The organism is Metapseudomonas otitidis, assembly GCF_900111835.1.
Lineage (GTDB): Bacteria > Pseudomonadota > Gammaproteobacteria > Pseudomonadales > Pseudomonadaceae > Metapseudomonas > Metapseudomonas otitidis.
This window is the reverse complement of sequence record NZ_FOJP01000005.1, coordinates 104,483-123,185: the sequence shown is the minus strand read 5'-3', so window position 1 is coordinate 123,185 and position 18,703 is coordinate 104,483. Positions and strand designations below refer to the sequence as shown.

Below are 18,703 nucleotides of genomic sequence, written 5' to 3'. Positions count from 1 at the left end.
GTCCGGCCAGGCAACCATTCGCCCGTCTGCCGGTCATACGCCCTTCCGATAAGCCGCGACCCCAGCCCCGAGCGGGCTCGCGCACCCGGGCGCAACCCGTCCAAGGAGGCATCCATGCGCGTCACCTCTACCGTCCTGCGGCTTGCGGCCCTGTCGCTGGGCCTGTTGCTCGCCCAAGGCGCCCGTGCCGGCGATGAAGCGCAGCTGATCGAAGCCCTCAACGCCTACCGCGGCCAGGTGCAGAGCTGTGCCGGCCAGGCTTCCCTGGAGCTGCCGCCGCTCACCGCCGACCCCCGCCTGGTGATTTCCGCCACCACCATGGGCGACCTGCAGGAGGCGATGACCCAGTCGCGCTACCCCATGGTCAACGTCCAGGCCATCAGCCTCTCCGGCCCCCGCGATGCGCAGTCGGCGATGAAGGCCATCCGCGAGAGCTTCTGCCAGGTGGTGCTGGACCCGCAGTTCGTCGACATCGGCGTCAGCCGCGATGACCGCGAGTGGCGCATCGTCCTGGCTCGGCCGCTGCTCACCGGGCGCCTGGGCGATTGGCAGGCCGAGGGCCAGAAGCTGCTGGAGCAGATCAACACCGCCCGCGCCCAGTCCCGCCAGTGCGGCACCCAGTTCTTCGCCGCCGCTGCGCCGCTGAGCTGGAACGCCTCCCTGGCCACGGCGGCCGAGGGGCACTCCCGCGCCATGGCCAACAACAATTTCTTCGACCACAAGGACCGCGACGGCCGCACCCCGGGTGACCGCGCCGAGCTGTCCGGCTACATCGGCCGGCAGATCGGCGAGAACATCGCCGCCGGCCAGGACACCTCGCGCAAGGTGCTCGACGGCTGGCTCGCCAGCCCCGGCCACTGCGCCAACCTGATGAACCCGCAGTTCCGCGACCTAGGCGCTGCCTACTCGGTGGACCCGAAGAGCGACGCCGGCATCTATTGGACCGCGCTGTTCGGCAGCCAGTGACCCCGCGCCGGCCTCAGGGCCGGCGTTTCGTACCCGCCCGCCGCGCCGGCTCCCGCGTGGCGGCGCGGGCCGCCACTTTCATCAGGCGCTGGAAGGTGGGGCAGGCCAGGTGGTCCTCCGCCGGGCAGTCCACCGCGTGGCGCAGGCTGTCGCGGATCGCCGACAGCTGGCGGATGGTCGCGTCCAGCGCGTCGGCCTGTTCCGCCAGGCGCTGGCGGTCCAGGGTCGGTTGCCGTGCGCTGCCGAGCAGGGCGCCGATGTCGTCCAGGGAGAACCCCGCCGCCCGTCCCATGGCGATCAGCGCCAGGCGCTCCAGCACGTTGGCGTTGAACACCCGCTTCATGCCGGCGCGGCCGATGGAGCGGATCAGCCCCTTCTCCTCGTAGTAGCGCAGTGTCGAGGCCGGCAGGCCGGAGTTTCTCGCCACCTGGGCGATGTCCATCTCTTTCATGTTTGACCTCAAGTCGACTTGAACTGGCAGCCTGATTCCACGGGCGTTCCGTGACAGTGGAGGAGCTAAGCATGAACGGTGAGACGGTGGTAGCGGTGGTGGGGATCGGTGTGGGCGCGACCCTGGTGATGGACCTGTGGGGCTGGCTGCTGCGCCGTCTGACCGGCAACGCCGGGCTGGACTACGCCCTGGTGGGGCGCTGGGTCGGGCACATGCCCCGTGGCCGCTTCCGCCACGCCGGCATCGGCCGTGCCGCGCCGGTGCGCGGTGAGCGCGTGCTGGGCTGGACCTGCCACTACCTGATCGGCATCGGTTTCGCCGCGTTGCTGGTGGCGGTTGCCGGGCCGGCCTGGCTGTGCCGGCCAAGCCTGTGGCCGGCGCTGGCGTTCGGGCTGCTGAGCGTGGCGGCGCCGTTCCTGGTGATGCAGCCGGCCTTCGGGCTCGGCATCGCCGCTTCCCGCACCCCGGAGCCGCTCAAGGCGCGGCTGCGCAGCCTGCGCACGCACCTGGTGTTTGGCCTGGGCCTGTACCTGGCGGCCCTGGCCATGGCCTGGGGGTGGATGAGCTGCGCGGGCTGAGCGACCGGCTCACAGGGCGCTGACGATCTGCTCCCGCAGCCACTGGTGGGCCGGGTCGCGGTGCACGCGCTCGTGCCAGAGCATGGCCATCTCGTAGCCGGGCACGTCCACGGGGGCGTCGACCACCTGCAGCGTGCTGCCCTTCAGCAGACGCTCGGGGAGCATGGCCACCAGGTCGGTGCTCTCCAGCACGGCCCGGAGGAACAGGAAGTGCGGCACCGAGAGCACCACCTTCCGTTCCAGGCCCAGGCTTGCCAGGGCCTCGTCGGTGGGGCCGCTGAAGCCGCCGCCATCGGGCGAGACGATCGCCTGGTCCATTGCGCAGAACTGCTCCCGCGTCGGCCGCCGCCTGAGGCCGGGATGCCCGGTGCGGCCAGCGAGCACGTAGCGTTCGGCGAACAGGGTGCGGCGATGCAGGCTGGTGGGCGAGCCCTCCACGGTGTGGAAGGCCAGCTCGATTTCCCCGTGCTCCGCCTGCCGGGCGATGCGCGAGGGTACCATCTCCACCACCGCCACGCGCATGCCCGGGGCAGCCCGCAAGCGGGGCAGGGCGGGCAACAGGATGGCCGACTCGCCGTAGTCGGTGGCGGCCACCCGCCAGGTACCCTGGGCCTGGGCAGGGTCGAACGGGCTGGCCGGGGCCACGGCGCGCTCCAGGGCCTCCAGCGCCTGGCGCAAGGGCTCGCGCAGGGCCTCGGCGCGAGCGGTGGGGCGCATGCCGCGGGGGCCGGGCAGCAGCAGCGGGTCGTTGAAGATCTCCCGCAGCTTGGCCAGGTGCACGCTCACCGAGGGCTGGGAGAAGTTCAGGCGCTCGGCGGTGCGGGTGACGTTGTGTTCGGTCAACAGCGTGTCGAGGGTGACCAGCAGGTTGAGGTCCAGCCGTCTGAGATTATTCATGCGTATACCTGGGATATCAGCTATTCATTTCCAATATATCTGCCGGGCTCCCATCCTGCGTACCTCCCATCCCGTGAGGTGCCCCATGAATATCCTGATCGTCCATGCCCACCCTGAACCCCGCTCCCTCAACGGCGCGCTGAAGGACTTCAGCGTCCGGCACCTGCAGGCCGCCGGCCATGCGGTGCAGGTGTCCGACCTGTACGCCATGGGCTGGAAGCCGACCCTCGACGCCGCCGACAACCTGGACCACGAGCCCGGTGCTCGCTTCGATGCCTCACTGGACTCCCGGCACGCCTTCGCCAACGGCCGGCAGAGCCCGGACATCGCCGCCGAGCAGGACAAGCTGCGCTGGGCGGATGCGCTCATCCTGCAGTTCCCGCTCTGGTGGTTCACCCTGCCGGCGATCCTCAAGGGGTGGGTCGACCGCGTGTACGCCTACGGATTCGCCTACGGCGTGGGCGAGCATTCGGATGCGCGCTGGGGGGACCGCTACGGCGAGGGCTCCATGGCCGGCAAGCGGGCCATGCTGGTGGTCACCACCGGTGGCTGGGATTCCCACTACAGCCCGCGCGGCATCAACGGCCCCATGGAGGACCTGCTGTTCCCGATCCACCACGGCATCCTCCATTACCCCGGCTTCGACGTGCTGCCGCCCTTCGTCGTGCACCGCACCAGCCGCATCGACGCGGCACGCTTCGCCCGCATCCAGCAGGAACTGGGGCAGCGCCTGGACGACCTGTGGCGCACCGAGCCCATCCACTACCGCAAGCAGAACGCGGGGGACTACGAGATCCCCGCGCTGACCCTCAAGCCCGACATCGCGCCGGGGGAGGAGGGGTTCGCAGCGCATGTGAAGCGGTAGGCGAGGGGCAACGTAGCCCGGCTTCAGCCCGGGACCGGAGTCCACCGAGGCATCCCTGGGCTGAAGCCCAGGCTACGAAGACTTTGCGATACCGCAGAAACGACGACGGGAGATCAGGCCATCCGAGCCTCGTAGGAACGAACTCTGCTCGCGAACCGCTGCCGCTCCGAGTTTCGGCGGCAACCGTAGCCCGGGCTTCAGCCCGGGACCGGAGTCCACCGAGGCATCCCTGGGCTGAAGCCCAGGCTACGAAGCCTTTGCGGCCCCGCAGAAACGACGACGGGAGATCAGGCCATCCGAGCCTTGTAGGAGCGAGCTCTGCTCGCGAACCGCTGCCGCTCCGAGTTTCGGCAGCAACCGTAGCCCGGGCTTCAGCCCGGGGCCGGAGTCTACCGAGGAATCCCTGGGCTGAAGCCCAGGCCACGGAGCCTTTGCGGCACCGCAGAAACGACGACGGGAGCGCTGGGCTCCCGTCGTTTGGATCAATGGGCCTGGTTGAGGGTCAGGCGCATGTGGCGGTTCACATCCTTGTACAGCAGGTAGCGGAAGCGACCCGGGCCACCGGAGTAGCAGGCCTGCGGGCAGAAGGCACGCAGCCACATGAAGTCGCCGGCTTCCACCTCGACCCAGTCCTGGTTCAGGCGGTACACCGCCTTGCCTTCCAGCACGTAGAGGCCGTGTTCCATCACGTGGGTCTCGGCGAAGGGGATCACGCCGCCCGGCTCGAAGTTGACGATGTTCACGTGCATGTCGTGGCGCATGTCGCTGATGTCCACGAAGCGGGTGGTGCTCCAGCGGCCTTCGGTGTCCGGCATCACCTTCGGCTCGATGTCCTGCTCGTTGGTGACGAAGGCTTCCGGCAGCGGCACGCCGTCAACCCGCTGGTAGTGCTTGCGAATCCAGTGGAAGCGGGTGTGCTGGCCGGAGGTGTTGCGCACCTTGTAGTCGGCGCCCGGCGGAATGAACGCATAGCCGCCCGGCTGCATGTTGTGTACCTGGCCCTGCAGGGTCAGGGTCAGCTCGCCTTCTACGATGAACAGCACCGCCTCGGCGTTCGGGTCCAGTTCGGGCTTGTCGCTGCCGCCGTTGGGCGCCAGCTCGACGATGTACTGGGAGAAGGTCTCGGCGAAACCGGACAGCGGGCGGGCGATGACCCACATGCGCATGTCGTCCCAGAAGGGCAGGTGGCTGGTGACGATGTCACGCATCACCCCTTTGGGGATCACGGCGTAGGCTTCGGTGAACATCGCACGGTCGGTCAGCAGCTCGGTCTGGGCCGGGTGACCGCCGTGGGGAGCGAAATAGAAAGGCTTCTTGGACACGAAAAGTCTCCTGTAGGTATTCGGCGCCCTGCCAGTGGCCAGGAGGCCGACGCTGGCGTCGCGTGGGCGCAGCCGCAACCGGACGGGTCGCAGGTGCGCGGGGCGGAATCCACGATATCCAGCTGTCTTCGCATCCACAAATTAAATATCGGGATGGGTCACATTCGATTATCGAATGCAGTGCGCGACCTCAGCGCTGGCGCTCCTCGTCCAGCAGGCGGCACAGGGATTCGGCCAGCGCCTTGATCACCGGCCCGGCGCTGGGGCGGTGCAGCAGCGCCACCTCGAACAGGTCCAGCGGCTGAAGCCCCATCTTCTTCGGCAGCACCGCGTGGTCGGCCGTCACCGCCCGCGCCGGCAGCAGGCCGACGCCCATACCATCGGCGATGGCAGCCTGGATGCCGCTCAGGCTGGAGCTGGTGAAGCTGATGCGCCAGCGCCGGCCGGCGGCTTCCAGGGCGCTGATCATCTCGTCGCGGTACAGCCCGCGCGGGGGGAAGGTGACGATGGGCAGCGGGTCCAGGTTGGCGGCCGGGGTGCGCGCGCTGTCCACCCAGCGGGTCTTCTCCGGCCAGCGGGCGATGGCGTCGCGGCTGTTGCGGCGCTGCTTGATCAGCACCAGGTCCAGCTCGCCACGGTCGTAGCTGGCGGCCAGGTCGCGGCTCAACCCGCTGGTGACCTCCAGCTTGGCCTGGGGGAAGTGGTGGTTGAACACCGCCAGGTGGCGGGTGGTGCTGCCGGCGGCGAAGTCATCCGGCACGCCGATGCGCACCGTCAGCGACACCCGCGCACCCGCCAGCGCCTCGTGCAGTTCATCGTTCAACGCCAGCATGCGCCGGGCATAGGCCAGCAGCGTCTCCCCGGCATCGGTGGGCAGCACATCGCGGTTACCGCGCTCCAGCAACCGGTGCCCGGCCAGTTCCTCCAGCCGCCGGACCTTCTGGCTCACCGTCGACTGCGTGGAGCTGAGGCGCCCGGCGGCACTGGTGAAACTGCCGCAATCGGCCACCGCCACCAGCGCCCGCAGCAGGTCCAGCTCGAACAGGCGGTTATTCGATCTGTCACTGTGGTCCATGGGGGTATTCGTCTTTCAAATGGGGATGAGGGCTTGTAGCAGCTTGAGGGGGGAGGGGGCAAACATCGTCACTGAGGCGGCGATGGCCCATCATCTCTGCCGTGGAAAGAGCACGGCGATGCACCGATGCTCAAGCTTCTGGGGGGCCACTCGCGAAGCAGGTGCTATCAGGCCCCGGCTTCTATCCGCCGGTACATCACATCGGTTCGCAGCACGTACTTCACCCCGGCCGTTATCGGCGAGCCCTGGTGCATCACGCGGTGGGGGAAGACCAGGGCCATGCCGGTCTCGGGGCGGATGTCGGCTTCGTCGCGCAGTTGGGTGGCGCCGCCCTGGTAGTTGTCGTTGAGGTAGATGAGCAGGGTCAGCTGGCTGATCTCGCTGGGGCTGCGCTGGAAGGCGCCGTCCCGGTGCCATTTGAAGTACTGCTCCGGGGTGTAGCGGTAGAAGCGGAAGCGTTCGTTCAGGCCCACCAACTGCCACTCGTTGTCCAGGCAGTCGGGCAGCCAGGGGCGGGCCCGTTCCAGCAGGCGCTGGGCCAGGGCCGGGTCGTCGAAGAGGATGCGGTCGTTGTTGCGGATGGCCTTGTTCATCGCCTGGCCGCCGTCGCGGGTCTGGATGGCGGCTTCTTCGTAGCCCAGGGCTTCGCTGGCGTGGATGTGGCCCTGGCATTCGTCGGGGCTGAGGAAGCCGTGGATGAGAAAGCGCATGCCGCCCAGGTCGGTCTTTTCCATGATCCGGTCCGTGGTTTCGTGGGAAAGGCCGGATGCTACGGCCGCGCCGGGCGGGCTGTCGAGGGCCGCTTGCGCCCGGTGGGACGGGGTTCGCGGGCGTGGCAGGGCGGCTGCCACGCCCGCCTGGGGCTACAGCTTCAGGTTCAGCGACAGGTAGGCGGTGCGCCCCGGTGCGGGGGAGAACATCGGCTGGTCAGCACCGCCCCAGAAGAAGTTGTCGTACCAGACGTATTCGTACTGGCGGTCGGTGAGGTTCTTCACCTGCAGGTCCAGGTTGGTGGTGGGGCTCAGTCGGTAGTTCACGCTAGCGTCCAGCAGCGCGTAGCCGCCGTACTTGCCCTGCTGGTTCAGTTCTTCGATGTAGTAGTCGCCCTGGGCGCGGGCCTGCAGGCCGAAGCGCCAGTCGTCGTTGAGCCGGTAGTCCGCCCCCAGGTTGGAGATGTGGCGCGGGGTGGAGAACACCTCCTTGCCGGCCAGGGACTGGCCGCTGGCAGTGAAGGCGCTGACCACCTTGGCCTCCTGGATCGAGTGGGAGGCCCAGAGGCTCCAGTGCTCGTCGAGTTCGGCGGTCAGCTGCAGGTCGACGCCGCGCCGGCGGGTCTTGCCGAGGCCGACGGTGGTGCCGGTGCTGGGCATGTTGGCCACTTCGTCGGTGGCGTCCTGCTGCCACAGGGCGATGCGCGTTTCGGTGCCGTTGACCGGGTTGAACCGCACGCCCACTTCCTTGCCGGTGTTGATGGAGGGCTTGAAAGCCTTCTGCCCGGCGGTGAGGTAGGCCGGCTCGCGGGAGCCGGTGAGGATCTGGAAGGTGCGGCCCCAGTTGGCGTAGACGTTCAGGTCCGGGGTGAGGCTGTAGACCACGCTCAGCTTGGGCTGGCGGATCCAGCCGTAGTCCTGCAGGTCGGCCTTGATGCCGCCGGGCAGCTCGGTCTCGCCGGAGAAGCGGTCCAGGCGGTAAGCCGGGATGATCTTCAACTGCTCGGTGGGCTGGATCACCGCCTGCACGTAGGTGCCGAAGTTGTCCAGGGTGTAGGCGTCGTCGTTCTGGATGCGCGCCGGCGGGGCGTCGAAGTTCGTCGGCACGCTGTAGCTGTAGCGGTAACGACGGTACTCGTTGTCCTGGTGTTCGAGGTTGATGCCGCCGTCCAGGGTCAGCCAGTCGGTGCTGGCCCAGGTGAGGTTGCTGAGCAGGCCGGTCTGGCGTTCGTCCCACTGGCGGCGCTGGCGCGGTGCGTTGCCCACGGCGTAGGAGGTGAAGGTGACCTTGCGGTCGTCCTCGTAGCGGTTGTGGTAGAGCGTGTTGCTCAGGCTGAGGTCGTCGCGCAGTTGCCAGTCCAGGTGCAACGCCACCTGCTTCATGTCGCGGTCGTCGCCGTCGTTGGCGTTCTTCGCGGCGGAGTCGGTGCGGCTGGCCTTGAGTTCCTGGCGGGTGAGGAAGCCCGGCTCGTCGGCCTCGTGGTGGTAGAGGCGGGTCACCAGGCCGACCTTGAGCAGGCCCTCGTCGTCGGTGAAGAACCACTTGGCGCCGAGGGAGTACTTGTCCGATCTGTCGTGGTCGCGGAAGCCGTCGGAGTCCTGCTTGGCGAAGAAGTAGTTCTGCGCGAAGTTGCCCGACTCGCGGCCCACGGCCACCTGCAGTTCGCGTGTGTTGAAGCTGCCGTAGGTCAGCCGGCCGTCGCTGTAGTTGCCGCCCTGGCGGGTGACGAAGTTGATGTTGCCGCCGATGTTGTGCAGGCCGTAGCGCGGGTCGTTGGTGCCGCGCACCACCTCGATGTAGTCGATGTCGAGGGGGAAGACCATGTCGATGAAGCGCTGGTTGCCGCTGTTGACGTTGCTCGGCACGCCGTCGATCAGGGTCTTGATGCCGTTGATGTAGCCCTCGCCGTTGAAGGCGCGGAAGGTGGCCTTGCCCGACTCGGCGCCCTGGCGGGTCTCGGTCAGCTGGATGCCGGGCATCTGCCCCAGCAGCTCCCAGCTGTTCATCACGTTCTTTTCCTCCACCTTGTCGGCGCCCAGCACGTCCACCGAGGTCAGCACGCTGCTGCCGGTCTGCAGGGGGCGCCCGGAGGAGGAGTCCACTCGGACTTCGCCGAGGGTCAGGGTGGATTCGCCAGCGGGCGCCGCTTCGGCGCCACCTGCCAGGGCGGCCAGCATGGCCAGGGGGGCAAGCTCGTTCTTCATCGTGTGTCCTTGCAACCGGGTCGGGAGGTCGCCCCGGCAGGTGAGCGGGACGGCAGCCAGCCCGACGCGGCCGCAAGGCCGGTCGACAGGGCGGGGAGGGGCTGCACGGAACCGCTCATGTCTCCGTGCCGGGGTCAGGGGTCGTAAATGTTATACCGTAACGTTTTGTCGCGTCATCCCCGGCGCGGATTCACGCCTGCTGGCGAGGGGGGTCAGTGCCCGGCTTGCCAGGCGCCGGACTTCACCTCCGATTCGTCCAGCAGGTTGGCGAACATGCTGACCGCCTGCACGGCGTCGTTGGTGCCCTGGCGGATCTGCTCCACCACCACCCCGGCCTGGTCGGCCAGGGCCATGCCCGCCTCAGCGCGTTGCAGCGTGCTCTTCATGCTGTCCACTGCCTGGCGGGTCTCGGAGAGGATCATCCCGATCATCTCGGCGATCTCCGTCGTGGCGCTGCTGGTGCGCCCGGCCAACTGCCGCACCTCATCGGCCACCACGGCGAAGCCCCGTCCCTGGTCACCGGCGCGGGCGGCCTCGATGGCGGCGTTCAGCGCCAGCAGGTTGGTCTGGTCGGCGATGCTGCGGATGGTGTTGACGATGGCGGTGATGCGCTCCGAGCGGGAGCCCAGTTGCTCGACGATGGTGGTGGAGACGTTCACATCCTCGGCGATGCCTCGCATCTCCCGCGCGGCGCTGTGGATGATCTCCGAGCCGTTTTCGGCCACCCGCTCGGTCTCCACCGAGATGTGGTAGGCGGTACTCGCACTGCGGGAGTCCTGCTCGTACTTCTCCACCCGCTCGGTGATGTCGGCGGCGAACTTCACCACCTTCACCAGTTCACCTTCGGCGTTGAATACGGGGTTGTAGGTGGCTTCCAGCCACACGCTCGAACCGTTCTTGCGCAGGCGCTTGTACTGCCCCGCCAGGTACTGGCCCTGGTTCAACTGTGACCACAACTGGCTGTACTCCGCGCTCTGCACATAGTCCGCCGGGCAGAACACCCGGTGGCTCTTGCCGCGGACCTCCTGCAGCGAATAGCCCATGGTGAGGAGGAACTTCTGGTTGGCATCGAGCACGTTGCCGGTCGGCGTGAACTCCACGATGGCCATCGAGCGATTCAACGCCTTCAGCCGTGAGTGGACGTCCGCGTCCTGCTCCATTCGCGCGGTGATGTCGTAGGCGAGCTTGAGGATGCGGGTCACCTTGCCCTTGCTGAAGACCGGGCTGTAGCAGGCCTCCAGCCAGACGGCGCGGCCTCGGCTGTCCTGGCGATGGAACACCCCCTTCACCACCTGCCCACTGCGCAGGGTCGTCCAGAGCTGTTCGTACTCGGGGGTACGCGTGAGGGCGGGCGGGCAGAACACCCTGTGGTGTTTGCCCATGACCTGTTCAAGGGAGTAGTGGAACAGGGTGAGGAAATTGCTGTTGACGCCGATGACCGTGCCGTCCGGCAGGAACTCGATCATGCCCGTGGCGCGATCGATGGCCGACAGGTTGTCCTCCGACCGTTCGAGTGTGGCGAGCAGCTCTGCAAGGACCTTTTTTCCAGGCGTGGTGAAACTGAACATGGCATGACTCCCTGGGCGCAGGGCCTCAGTGATTGCTGGAGGGTGCTGACTGGGTCGCTTCCCGCTGGAGTGGCAAGGCAAGGGCAAGCGTCTTGTCGAGGACGGCCCGCGCGCAGGCGGAAAGTGAACGGGAGCTGAGGTAGGAGACATAGACCGGTCGGCCCGCCATCGACAGTTCGGGCAACACCCGGATCAGCGCGCCGCTTTCCAGGTGGCGCTGCGCCAACCTCATGGGTAACAAGCCCACGCCCATGCCACTGAGCGTGGCCTGCAGCAGCATCATGCTGGAGCGGGTCAGCAGCCTTTCATGGTGTCGCACCTGCACGGGTGGGCCGTTCTGGTTATGCATGAGGCAGTCCTTCTGGCTGCTGTCATGCAGCACCTCGTGTTCAACCAGGCGATCAGCCGTGTCAGGCCGGACGGTTCGATCAAGGTAGCTGGGCGCTGCAAACAGGCCGAGTTCCGTATCGAAGAGTTTCTTGGTGACACAAGCCGTATTCTTCAATTCGCCAACATGAATCAGCAGATCAATGCCTTCGAGTATGAGATCGGGCTCCTGGTCATTAATCAGGAGTTCGAGACGAATACCGGGATAGGTATCCAGTAGATCAAGTATGGAATGACTTTCACTGCAGTCGACGAAACTGCTGGGTAATTGAATGCGGACTTTTCCAATGAGTTCCACCCTTTCCTTTTTCATGGAGGCCAGTGCGATATTCAACTGATCAACGCTGTCCTTGCAGAGGGCATAAAGGGACTCGCCCTCGCAGGTGCATCGAAGTGCCTTGGTTGATCTGAAGAACAACGTCGTGCCCAGCCGCTTCTCGAATGCCTGGAGGCGTCTACTCAGCGTACTTGGGGGCATCCCCAGTAGTTTTCCCGCTTTTGCAAGGCTGCCTGTGCGAACCAGTGTTACAAAAATATCGACTTCACTTAGCATGACTGTATACACAAGGCTGTTTGTTTTTTTATATCCCGCGACAACGGAATGTTTAGTGTCGGCTCCTGTTTTTTTATAATTCTCCAGTGTTGCGGTGAAGCGTTGTTAGGGGTCTCAGAGTCTCCTGGATGTGACCGTGGACGGTATTGCTAATTGAACTTGAAGGTGAATGTGGAGATGCGCATTGTGTGTGCGTTTATCGCCCGGTTTGCTCCGTTTGTCGGGGCGTGATTCCAATCTAGCAATAGCGGCATAGGGGTGGAACCGTAAAAAACGGCAAACACTCTTTCATTTTTGCAAGAGCGGATTCACCCGCACTTCAATACCCTTACTTGTTATCCGTTCATTGATAAATGGAGGGATGATTCGTGCGGGTTTATCAATCCCTCTTTCCTGGATGGTTACTCGGTATTCCCTCCGATCCCCGGTCGGTTTCCCTGATCCCGGAGGTGTGGAGGGTGGGATGTTATACAGTAACAATTGGCGGCGGGAGCCCTGCAAACACCATGGACGTGCCTTTCAGACGGGCTGCATCTACACCGATCGGCCCTGCCGGGTCATTGCGTGAGGGAGGGGATGGGGTGGCCTCAGCCGACCACCACCGGTAGCGCCAGGTAATTGCCCTGGTGATCCCAGGCGGAGAGTGGATCGCGCTTCATCGATCCGCTGCGTCGTCGCTGACTGGTGGAGGGAAAGGGACGCTGAACCTATGCCCACGGCAGCCCATGCAGGCGCTGCCGTGGGGTGTGGGGTCAGGCGTCGTCGGCGCCGCGGTAGCGGGGGTAGGGCAGGCTGTTCCAGGCGCGGTTGGCGAGGCGGGTGGCGTCCATCGCTGCGGGGATGTCGTCAAGCAGCGTGCGGGCGGCGCTCAGTTCCCGCTGCACTTCCGCCTGGTCCTGGTACATGAACTCGTCGGAGGCCTGTTCCGGTGCCTGCCTGAATTTCTCGTCCAGGTCATCCAGCAGGCGCCGCTGCTGCCGGTGCAGGGCGTCGCGTGCGTCGTCCACCCAGGCCGGTTGCAGGCTGCGGTTGTGGTCCAGCAGGGCGGTGTATTCGCGGTAGACGCCGTCGTAGACATCGCCGGTGTGGGTACGCGCCTCGTGGCAGGCCAGTTCCAGGTCGCGCACGGTGAGGGCCTCCGCTTCCAGGGGCTGCTGGCGCGGTGCGCCGCCCAGGCGGGTGAAGCGGGTGTAGAAGGGGAACAGGCTCTGGATCACCTTGGCCACCGGCAGGGTGCCTTCGCCGTCGTCCCCCAGGCCCTTGGGCTGGATGCCCTGCATGGCCGCCAGGGCCGACTCCGGGCGTACCACCTCCTTGGGCGGCACCAGGCCGTGACGCAGCATCTCGCGGATGCCGGTGCCGGAGATGTTCAGCCGGTAGCGCTCGTCGTGGGGGCAGGTTTCGGTCGTGGCGTGGCTGGCGCAGCGCACGCAGTAGAACACCTCGTGGAACAGGCGCACCTCGATGCCCAGCTCGTCCGGGGTGAACTGGTCGAAGATGCTGTGGCTGGCGTACTTGTCGTAGTAGCTGCCGATCCCCGCGTGGTCGCGGCCGATCAGCGCATGGGTGCAGCCGTAGTTCTTCATGATCAGGGCGTGCAACACCGTCTCCCGGGGGCCGGCGAAGATGTAGGTGACCCGCAGCGGCGAGAGCATGGCGCGGTCCTTGGGGTAGTAGGTCTCCAGCACGTTGCGGTAGGCCTGCATGCGGTACTCGTGGCGCACGTATTCACGCTTGGCCATTTCCACCAGCGGCTGCAGCAGCAGGCCGTCGATGCCTTCCAGGGCGTTGCGGTGGATGTATTCGTGGCCCCGGTGCAGCGGGTTGGCGCCGGTGATGAAGCCGGCCACGGAGCGGAAGCCGCGCTCCTCGTAGAAGCGCTTCCAGGTGTCCCGGGGTTCCAGACGCAACGACTCGAAGGGGCCCCAGTCGACCCGTTGCAGCAACTGCAGCGTGCCGCCCAGGGCCACATCGCCCATGCGCCGGTGGATGGCGTCCACCCCCGGGTGGTTGCGGTCGGTGGTGCCGAACAGCTGGCGGGCGCGCTCTTCCTTGTCGTAATCGAAGATGTCCTCGATGGCGAGGATGGCCACCGGCTCGTTGCGGTTGTCGATCAGGGCCACTTCATCGCCCACCGCCAGGGCGGCGATCACCTCGCGGTTACGCTCGCCCACCGGTGCGAAGCTCAGCGGCACCGGCCACACCACGCCGTTGGCCAGCCGGCCGCTGCCCAGCACGGACAGGTAGTCGGCCTGGTTCATGAAGCCCTTGTTGGGCGAGAGCACGCCGGTGGTGATCATCTCGATGGTGATCACCGCCTCCAGGTCGATGCGGATCGACGGCATGGCGCGTGCCCGCGCGATTTCTGCCTGGACCCGGTCGGCGGGCACCACCTGGTTAACCAGGGTTCCACCGTGGGGTTGCTGGGGGTAGCGATCGAAGGCGAGTTCCATGTTTCCTCCTGCTCGGCTCTGGCCCCGCTCGCTGGTCGCCTGAGCGGCGAACGGGTCGCACTGTGCCGTTTTGTTATGGGTAGGACATGGCCGGTCACGGCCGTCCGGCCTGCCTGTGGGCGCACCGGACTGGCTGAACGGTAGGGGCCGGGGGCCGGGGCGGACAAGGACGTTGCCCTGTGGGGAAAGTCTGGAAGTTACCGGCGGAGCGTCTGCCGGGCGGGTTGGGTGTGGAGCGGGGGTGTGCAAACGGGCGTTGGCCGTTTGCCAGGCGCACCCTGCGACGGATCGGCTGCAGGGGCTTTGCGTGGGGCGCGGCGGCTTAGCCGATCACCCGTGCCGGTCGCTGCAGCAGGCGGTGGCATTCGCTGGCATCCAGCCAGGTGCGGCCCTGCCAGTGCAGCACCTCCAGCGGGCGTTCCTGCCAGTGCACCACGTCGCGGTAGGGGCGCAGGGCGTTCGGGTGGCGCTCTTCGCGCAGGCGGGGGATCACCTCGCGGCTGATCCAGCGGCGGATGCCGCCGTTCTCCGGGTGGTAGTAGAAGATCAGCAGCGCGTAGACGCCGCAGTCGCTGACCAGCAGCTCGCGCTTATATTCGCCCCTGCTGTCGCGCACCCAGGCGGGCTGCAGTTGGTCCGGGTCCAGGTTCCGGGGCGCGCGTTCGTCGAGCGGGACGCGGTTGATCAGCCGCGCCAGGTCGTTGAGGACGAACCAGGGCTCGTCGTCCAGCAGCAGTGCGCGGAGCTGGCGGCGGTGGCGGGTGAACAGGGTGGGGATGAGGATCTCGTCGTGGAGCTAGGGTGAATCGGGCATGTCCATTACCTCTGCTAGGTCTTACAGCTTTCTCAGGGCTGTTGGCGTCGGGAGTTAAGAAACCCCACCTAGAGGGCCGGACGTATTCCCCTTTCGGGTCTTGTATTAGCCCACTCCCGACATACAGAGGTTTTGAGCGTGCGCGAGTGTGCCGCATGCACAAAAAAGCCGCTGAACTTTCGGGAGCGGTCAGGCCGCTAGGTGAGTAAGCGTTTCTTAGGCGCCGGGGACGGAGGCTATGGGCGCACCCGGAAGGTGGCAATGCAGTTACCGCGTGGGAAATGGCTGATCGGTCAGGCGGAAGCGGGAGGGCGGGATCGGGTGGATTGCGCCTCATCGATCCACCGGTGTGCCGCGCTCGACGCCGGATGGTGGATGGGAAGAACGCCATCCACCCTACGCCCGGCATGGATTACGGCGCTTGGCCGGTGGGCCGGGCTTCACCGGTCCATCATCACGCCTCGCCCTACTCCTGGCGCATGGCCCGTAGGGTGGATCGCGCTTTATCGATCCACCGTTGTGCCGCGCTCGACGGCGGTTGGTGGATGGGAAGAGCGCCATCCACCCTACGCCCCGAATGGCTTTTGGCGCTTGGCCGGTGGGCCGGGCTTCCGCGATCCCTCATCACGCCTCGCCCGACTTCTGGCGCTTGGCCCGTAGGGTGGATCGCGCTTTATCGATCCACCGCTGTGCCGCGCTCGGCTCGCCCGGCGCAGGCCTCACTCGCCCCACTGCGCTCCGTCGGTATCAACCCCGTTCCCTGCCCAATCCGCCGGGTAGATGCCATCCCGCACCGCTCGGTGAAAGCTGGAATACGGCCAATCCCGAACCTGTTGGACGTGCCCGTGTTTCATCGGGTTGATGTGGATGTAATCGAAATGCCGCTGGTAATCGAGGTCGTCGCGGATCAGATGTTCCCAATAGCGGCGTTGCCAGATGCCGCGCTCCTTTCGCGTCCGTTGCCGTTCGGTACGGGGTTCGGTGTCGGGCAGGCGTTTGGAGAAGGCGAATTTGATGGCCTTCCAGCGTTCGGCAAAGGCGTGGTCGCCGGGTGGCAGCGTCCAGAGGCAATGCATGTGTTCGGGGAGCACCACCCAGGCATCGATGTGGAAGGGCAGGCGCGCCTTCACCAAGCCCACCGTCTGGCGCAGCAGGTGAATCTCGCGCACCAGCAGGTCGCTGCTCCGGTCACGCAGGTTGACGGTAAAGAAGTAGGTGCCGCCCGGCATTCGTGCGCGGCGGTAGTTGGACATGACCCCTCCTTGAGTCAGTGGCGGTGCGGGTGAACGGGAAGATCGTTTCCACCTTCCCCGGCACCCGACGTTCAGGCCCCGGTAGGGTGGATCGCGCTTTACCGATCCACCGTTGTGCCGCATTCAACGCCGGTTGGTGGATGGAAAGAGCGCCATCCACCCTACGCCCCGAGTTGGCCGTGGTGCGGGCGGAGGGTAGGTGAACGGGAAGCTCGTTTCCACCTTCCCCGGCACCCGACGTTCAGGCTTCGGTAGGGTGGATCGCGTTTCACCGATCCACCGTTGTGCCGCATTCAACGCCGGCTGGTGGATGGGAAGAGTGTCATCCACCCTACGCACTAAATCGGATTAGTTCTTTTGAGTACCAAGTTTTTGCTGTTCAAGGCGCTTGGTCAGATTGCGCTTGATATTAACTAAATGCTGACTTTTGCAACCGGATTCCTCTGCTTGGCTTAGATGCTGAAGTGCATCTTTGGTTTCTAGGTTTTTTTCATAACGGGCAACAATGAAGTGCGCCTCCGCAGTGAACTGGGCGAGGCTTAGTTTTGGAGCGGCGAGTGCTGCCGTCATTTCTTCCAATGTGGGGTTTTCGCCGAGCGAAGGTAGATCTTCACATTCAGGTCGCTGGAAGGCCTGGATTGGGTAAAACCTGGAATAAGGGTCGGCGCTTGATAGGCCGGTGGCTATATCGTGTGTCGCTTTCTGTTGTGCCTCAATGATTTTCATAATGTTCCTTGATTCGGAACATGAAGTTCTTTTGGCTAGGCTGGAGGCGAGTAGGCCCTGGTGAGATGCGAGTTCAAGTAGTTCGCAAATTCTTTTTTCGTTTTTTGGTTTTTCAAATGTGAGGGTATAGGCAAGAAGGTGTTGCGCTGGTGCGAAGCCAAGTTTTGCAGAGGTCTCCAGGTTATCTTTATATGTTGCAGTGCTCTTGAGGATAGCTTCTCTCAGTTGTTCTTTCCTGGCTGACTCTTCTTTTTCTATTGGGTGGCTTTTTTCCTCTAGCAAAATTTCCTGTAGTTGGGACGAGGCTAAAATTGCTTTGTCATACTCTTCTTCGCCTTTCAGCAAGTCAGCATGACTGTAGTTATTGGCCAGGAAGGAAAGCAGTAACAGAAAAGTATGTGATTTGCGCATAACTGACCTTGGGAAAATAAAAACCCCGCACAAGGCGGGGTTTCGTCTTTCTTCGCTACCCCGAAAATCCATATCAGGTTGAAGCGTTTTAAGTAGTCCTAATGGTTTGACCCGGAATCAATCCCAGCTCAGCGCACCACCAGTCTGATACTCGATCACACGGGTCTCGAAGAAGTTCTTCTCTTTCTTCAGGTCCATGATCTCGCTCATCCAGGGGAACGGGTTGGTGGTGCCCGGGTATTCCTCTTTCAGGCCGATCTGGGTCAGGCGGCGGTTGGCGATGAACTTGAGGTAGTCCTCCATCATCGCGGCGTTCATGCCCAGTACGCCGCGCGGCATGGTGTCGCGTGCGTATTCGATCTCGAGCTGGGTGCCCTGGAGGATCATCTGGGTGGCTTCGTCCTTCATCTGGGCATCCCACAGGTGCGGGTTTTCGATCTTGATCTGGTTGATCACGTCGATGCCGAAGTTCAGGTGCATGGATTCGTCGCGCAGGATGTACTGGAACTGCTCGGCGGTGCCGGTCATCTTGTTGCGGCGGCCCATGGAGAGGATCTGGGTGAAGCCGCAGTAGAAGAAGATGCCTTCCAGTACGCAGTAGTAGGCGATCAGGTTGCGCAGGAACTGGCGGTCGGTTTCCGGGGTGCCGGTGTTGAACTGCGGATCGGAGATGGAGCGGGTGTACTTGAGGCCCCAGGAGGCCTTTTTCGCGACGCTCGGAATCTCGTGGTACATGTTGAAGATCTCGCCTTCATCCATGCCCAGGGACTCGATGCAGTACTGGTAGGCGTGGGTGTGGATCGCCTCTTCGAAGGCCTGGCGCAGGATGTACTGGCGGCATTCGGGGTTGGTGATCAGGCGGTACACGGCCAGTACCAGGTTGTTGGCAACCAGGGAGTCGGCGGTGGAGAAGAAGCCGAGGTTGCGCATGACGATGCGGCGCTCGTCTTCGCTGAGGCCGTCCTTGCTCTTCCACAGGGCAATGTCGGCGTTCATGTTCACTTCCTGGGGCATCCAGTGGTTGGCGCAGCCATCCAGGTACTTCTGCCAGGCCCAGTCGTACTTGAAGGGTACGAGCTGGTTGAGGTCGGCACGGGCGTTGATCATCTGCTTGTCGCCGACCTGTACGCGTGCGGAGGCGCCTTCGAGGTCGTCCAGGCCTTCCTGGATGTCGAGGGCGTCGAGGGCCTTCTTGGCGCGGGCGACGGCGTCGGAGTCGTCAGCCGATACGGCGCGGGCGTCCTGCACGGAGCCGGCGGCTTCGTCGTCGAGCTTGTCGGCGTTCTGCGCGGCCTGGGCAACGGCGGGCGCGGCCTTGGCTTCGGTGGGGTCTTCTTTGTCGAATTCGTCCCAGCTGAGCATGTTTCCTCTCCTGGTGTCTGGATGCGTGAAAGTGGGTTGCACGCTAAAGCGATCATCTGGCCGGCGGTGCTTTGCCTGGCCTGCACGCCCGGTTTGTGGACGTGCTG

Annotated in this window: 16 protein-coding genes; 3 read left to right on the top strand and 13 right to left on the bottom strand. The window is 64.9% G+C overall.

The window, feature by feature from the left end; genetic code table 11:
• Nucleotides 1-114: 114 nt before the first annotated feature.
• Nucleotides 115-966 (top strand): CAP domain-containing protein, encoded by an 852-nt coding sequence (locus BM198_RS07785; RefSeq protein WP_044407322.1) that lies wholly within the window; start codon nucleotides 115-117, stop codon nucleotides 964-966.
• 13 nt (nucleotides 967-979) lie between these two features.
• Here the strand turns inward: BM198_RS07785 and BM198_RS07780 are convergent, their stop codons facing one another.
• On the bottom strand, nucleotides 980-1,417 hold the full coding sequence (locus BM198_RS07780) for a helix-turn-helix domain-containing protein (RefSeq protein ID WP_044407319.1): 438 nt from the start codon (nucleotides 1,415-1,417) through the stop codon (nucleotides 980-982).
• 71 nt (nucleotides 1,418-1,488) lie between these two features.
• Between BM198_RS07780 and BM198_RS07775 the strand changes: the two genes are divergently transcribed.
• Nucleotides 1,489-1,995 carry a DUF2938 domain-containing protein gene (locus BM198_RS07775; protein WP_074969037.1) on the top strand — a complete coding sequence of 169 codons (507 nt, stop codon included), beginning with the start codon at nucleotides 1,489-1,491 and terminating at the stop codon, nucleotides 1,993-1,995.
• Nucleotides 1,996-2,004: 9 nt separating this feature from the next.
• Here BM198_RS07775 and BM198_RS07770 read toward each other — a convergent pair whose 3' ends face one another.
• Nucleotides 2,005-2,892: a LysR family transcriptional regulator gene (locus BM198_RS07770; RefSeq protein WP_074969035.1), complete on the bottom strand. Its 888-nt coding sequence runs from the start codon at nucleotides 2,890-2,892 to the stop codon at nucleotides 2,005-2,007.
• Between the two features lie 85 nt (nucleotides 2,893-2,977).
• On the opposite strand from BM198_RS07770, the gene BM198_RS07765 reads away from it, so the two are divergent.
• On the top strand, nucleotides 2,978-3,757 hold the full coding sequence (locus BM198_RS07765) for an NAD(P)H-dependent oxidoreductase (RefSeq protein WP_074969033.1): 780 nt from the start codon (nucleotides 2,978-2,980) through the stop codon (nucleotides 3,755-3,757).
• Between the two features lie 482 nt (nucleotides 3,758-4,239).
• Here the strand turns inward: BM198_RS07765 and BM198_RS07760 are convergent, their stop codons facing one another.
• From BM198_RS07760 to BM198_RS07715, 11 genes are all read right to left on the bottom strand, one after another.
• Nucleotides 4,240-5,079 carry a bifunctional allantoicase/(S)-ureidoglycine aminohydrolase gene (locus BM198_RS07760; RefSeq protein WP_074969031.1) on the bottom strand — a complete coding sequence of 280 codons (840 nt, stop codon included), beginning with the start codon at nucleotides 5,077-5,079 and terminating at the stop codon, nucleotides 4,240-4,242.
• A gap of 190 nt (nucleotides 5,080-5,269) precedes the next feature.
• Complete coding sequence (locus tag BM198_RS07755; protein ID WP_044407304.1) at nucleotides 5,270-6,154, bottom strand: LysR substrate-binding domain-containing protein; 885 nt, start codon at nucleotides 6,152-6,154, stop codon at nucleotides 5,270-5,272.
• A gap of 167 nt (nucleotides 6,155-6,321) precedes the next feature.
• Nucleotides 6,322-6,888 (bottom strand): prolyl hydroxylase family protein, encoded by a 567-nt coding sequence (locus BM198_RS07750; protein ID WP_074969029.1) that lies wholly within the window; start codon nucleotides 6,886-6,888, stop codon nucleotides 6,322-6,324.
• A 129-nt stretch (nucleotides 6,889-7,017) separates the two neighbouring features.
• On the bottom strand, nucleotides 7,018-9,069 hold the full coding sequence (locus BM198_RS07745) for a TonB-dependent receptor (RefSeq protein ID WP_074969027.1): 2,052 nt from the start codon (nucleotides 9,067-9,069) through the stop codon (nucleotides 7,018-7,020).
• Nucleotides 9,070-9,281: 212 nt separating this feature from the next.
• On the bottom strand, nucleotides 9,282-10,637 hold the full coding sequence (locus BM198_RS07740; protein WP_074969025.1) for a methyl-accepting chemotaxis protein: 1,356 nt from the start codon (nucleotides 10,635-10,637) through the stop codon (nucleotides 9,282-9,284).
• A gap of 25 nt (nucleotides 10,638-10,662) precedes the next feature.
• On the bottom strand, nucleotides 10,663-11,577 hold the full coding sequence (locus BM198_RS07735) for a LysR family transcriptional regulator (protein ID WP_074969023.1): 915 nt from the start codon (nucleotides 11,575-11,577) through the stop codon (nucleotides 10,663-10,665).
• A gap of 752 nt (nucleotides 11,578-12,329) precedes the next feature.
• Entirely contained in the window at nucleotides 12,330-14,030 is a 1,701-nt protein-coding gene (locus BM198_RS07730) for a sulfate adenylyltransferase (RefSeq protein WP_074969021.1), read from the bottom strand.
• A 322-nt stretch (nucleotides 14,031-14,352) separates the two neighbouring features.
• On the bottom strand, nucleotides 14,353-14,646 hold the full coding sequence (locus BM198_RS30435) for a BRO-N domain-containing protein (protein WP_244165680.1): 294 nt from the start codon (nucleotides 14,644-14,646) through the stop codon (nucleotides 14,353-14,355).
• A 917-nt stretch (nucleotides 14,647-15,563) separates the two neighbouring features.
• A complete protein-coding gene (locus tag BM198_RS07720) occupies nucleotides 15,564-16,097 on the bottom strand; it encodes an REP-associated tyrosine transposase (protein WP_074969017.1) in 534 nt (177 codons plus the stop codon).
• Nucleotides 16,098-16,445: 348 nt separating this feature from the next.
• Nucleotides 16,446-17,234, bottom strand: coding sequence for a hypothetical protein (locus tag BM198_RS29545; RefSeq protein WP_139233582.1), 789 nt, complete (start codon nucleotides 17,232-17,234; stop codon nucleotides 16,446-16,448).
• A gap of 117 nt (nucleotides 17,235-17,351) precedes the next feature.
• Nucleotides 17,352-18,596 (bottom strand): ribonucleotide-diphosphate reductase subunit beta, encoded by a 1,245-nt coding sequence (locus BM198_RS07715; protein ID WP_044407281.1) that lies wholly within the window; start codon nucleotides 18,594-18,596, stop codon nucleotides 17,352-17,354.
• Nucleotides 18,597-18,703: the final 107 nt, after the last annotated feature.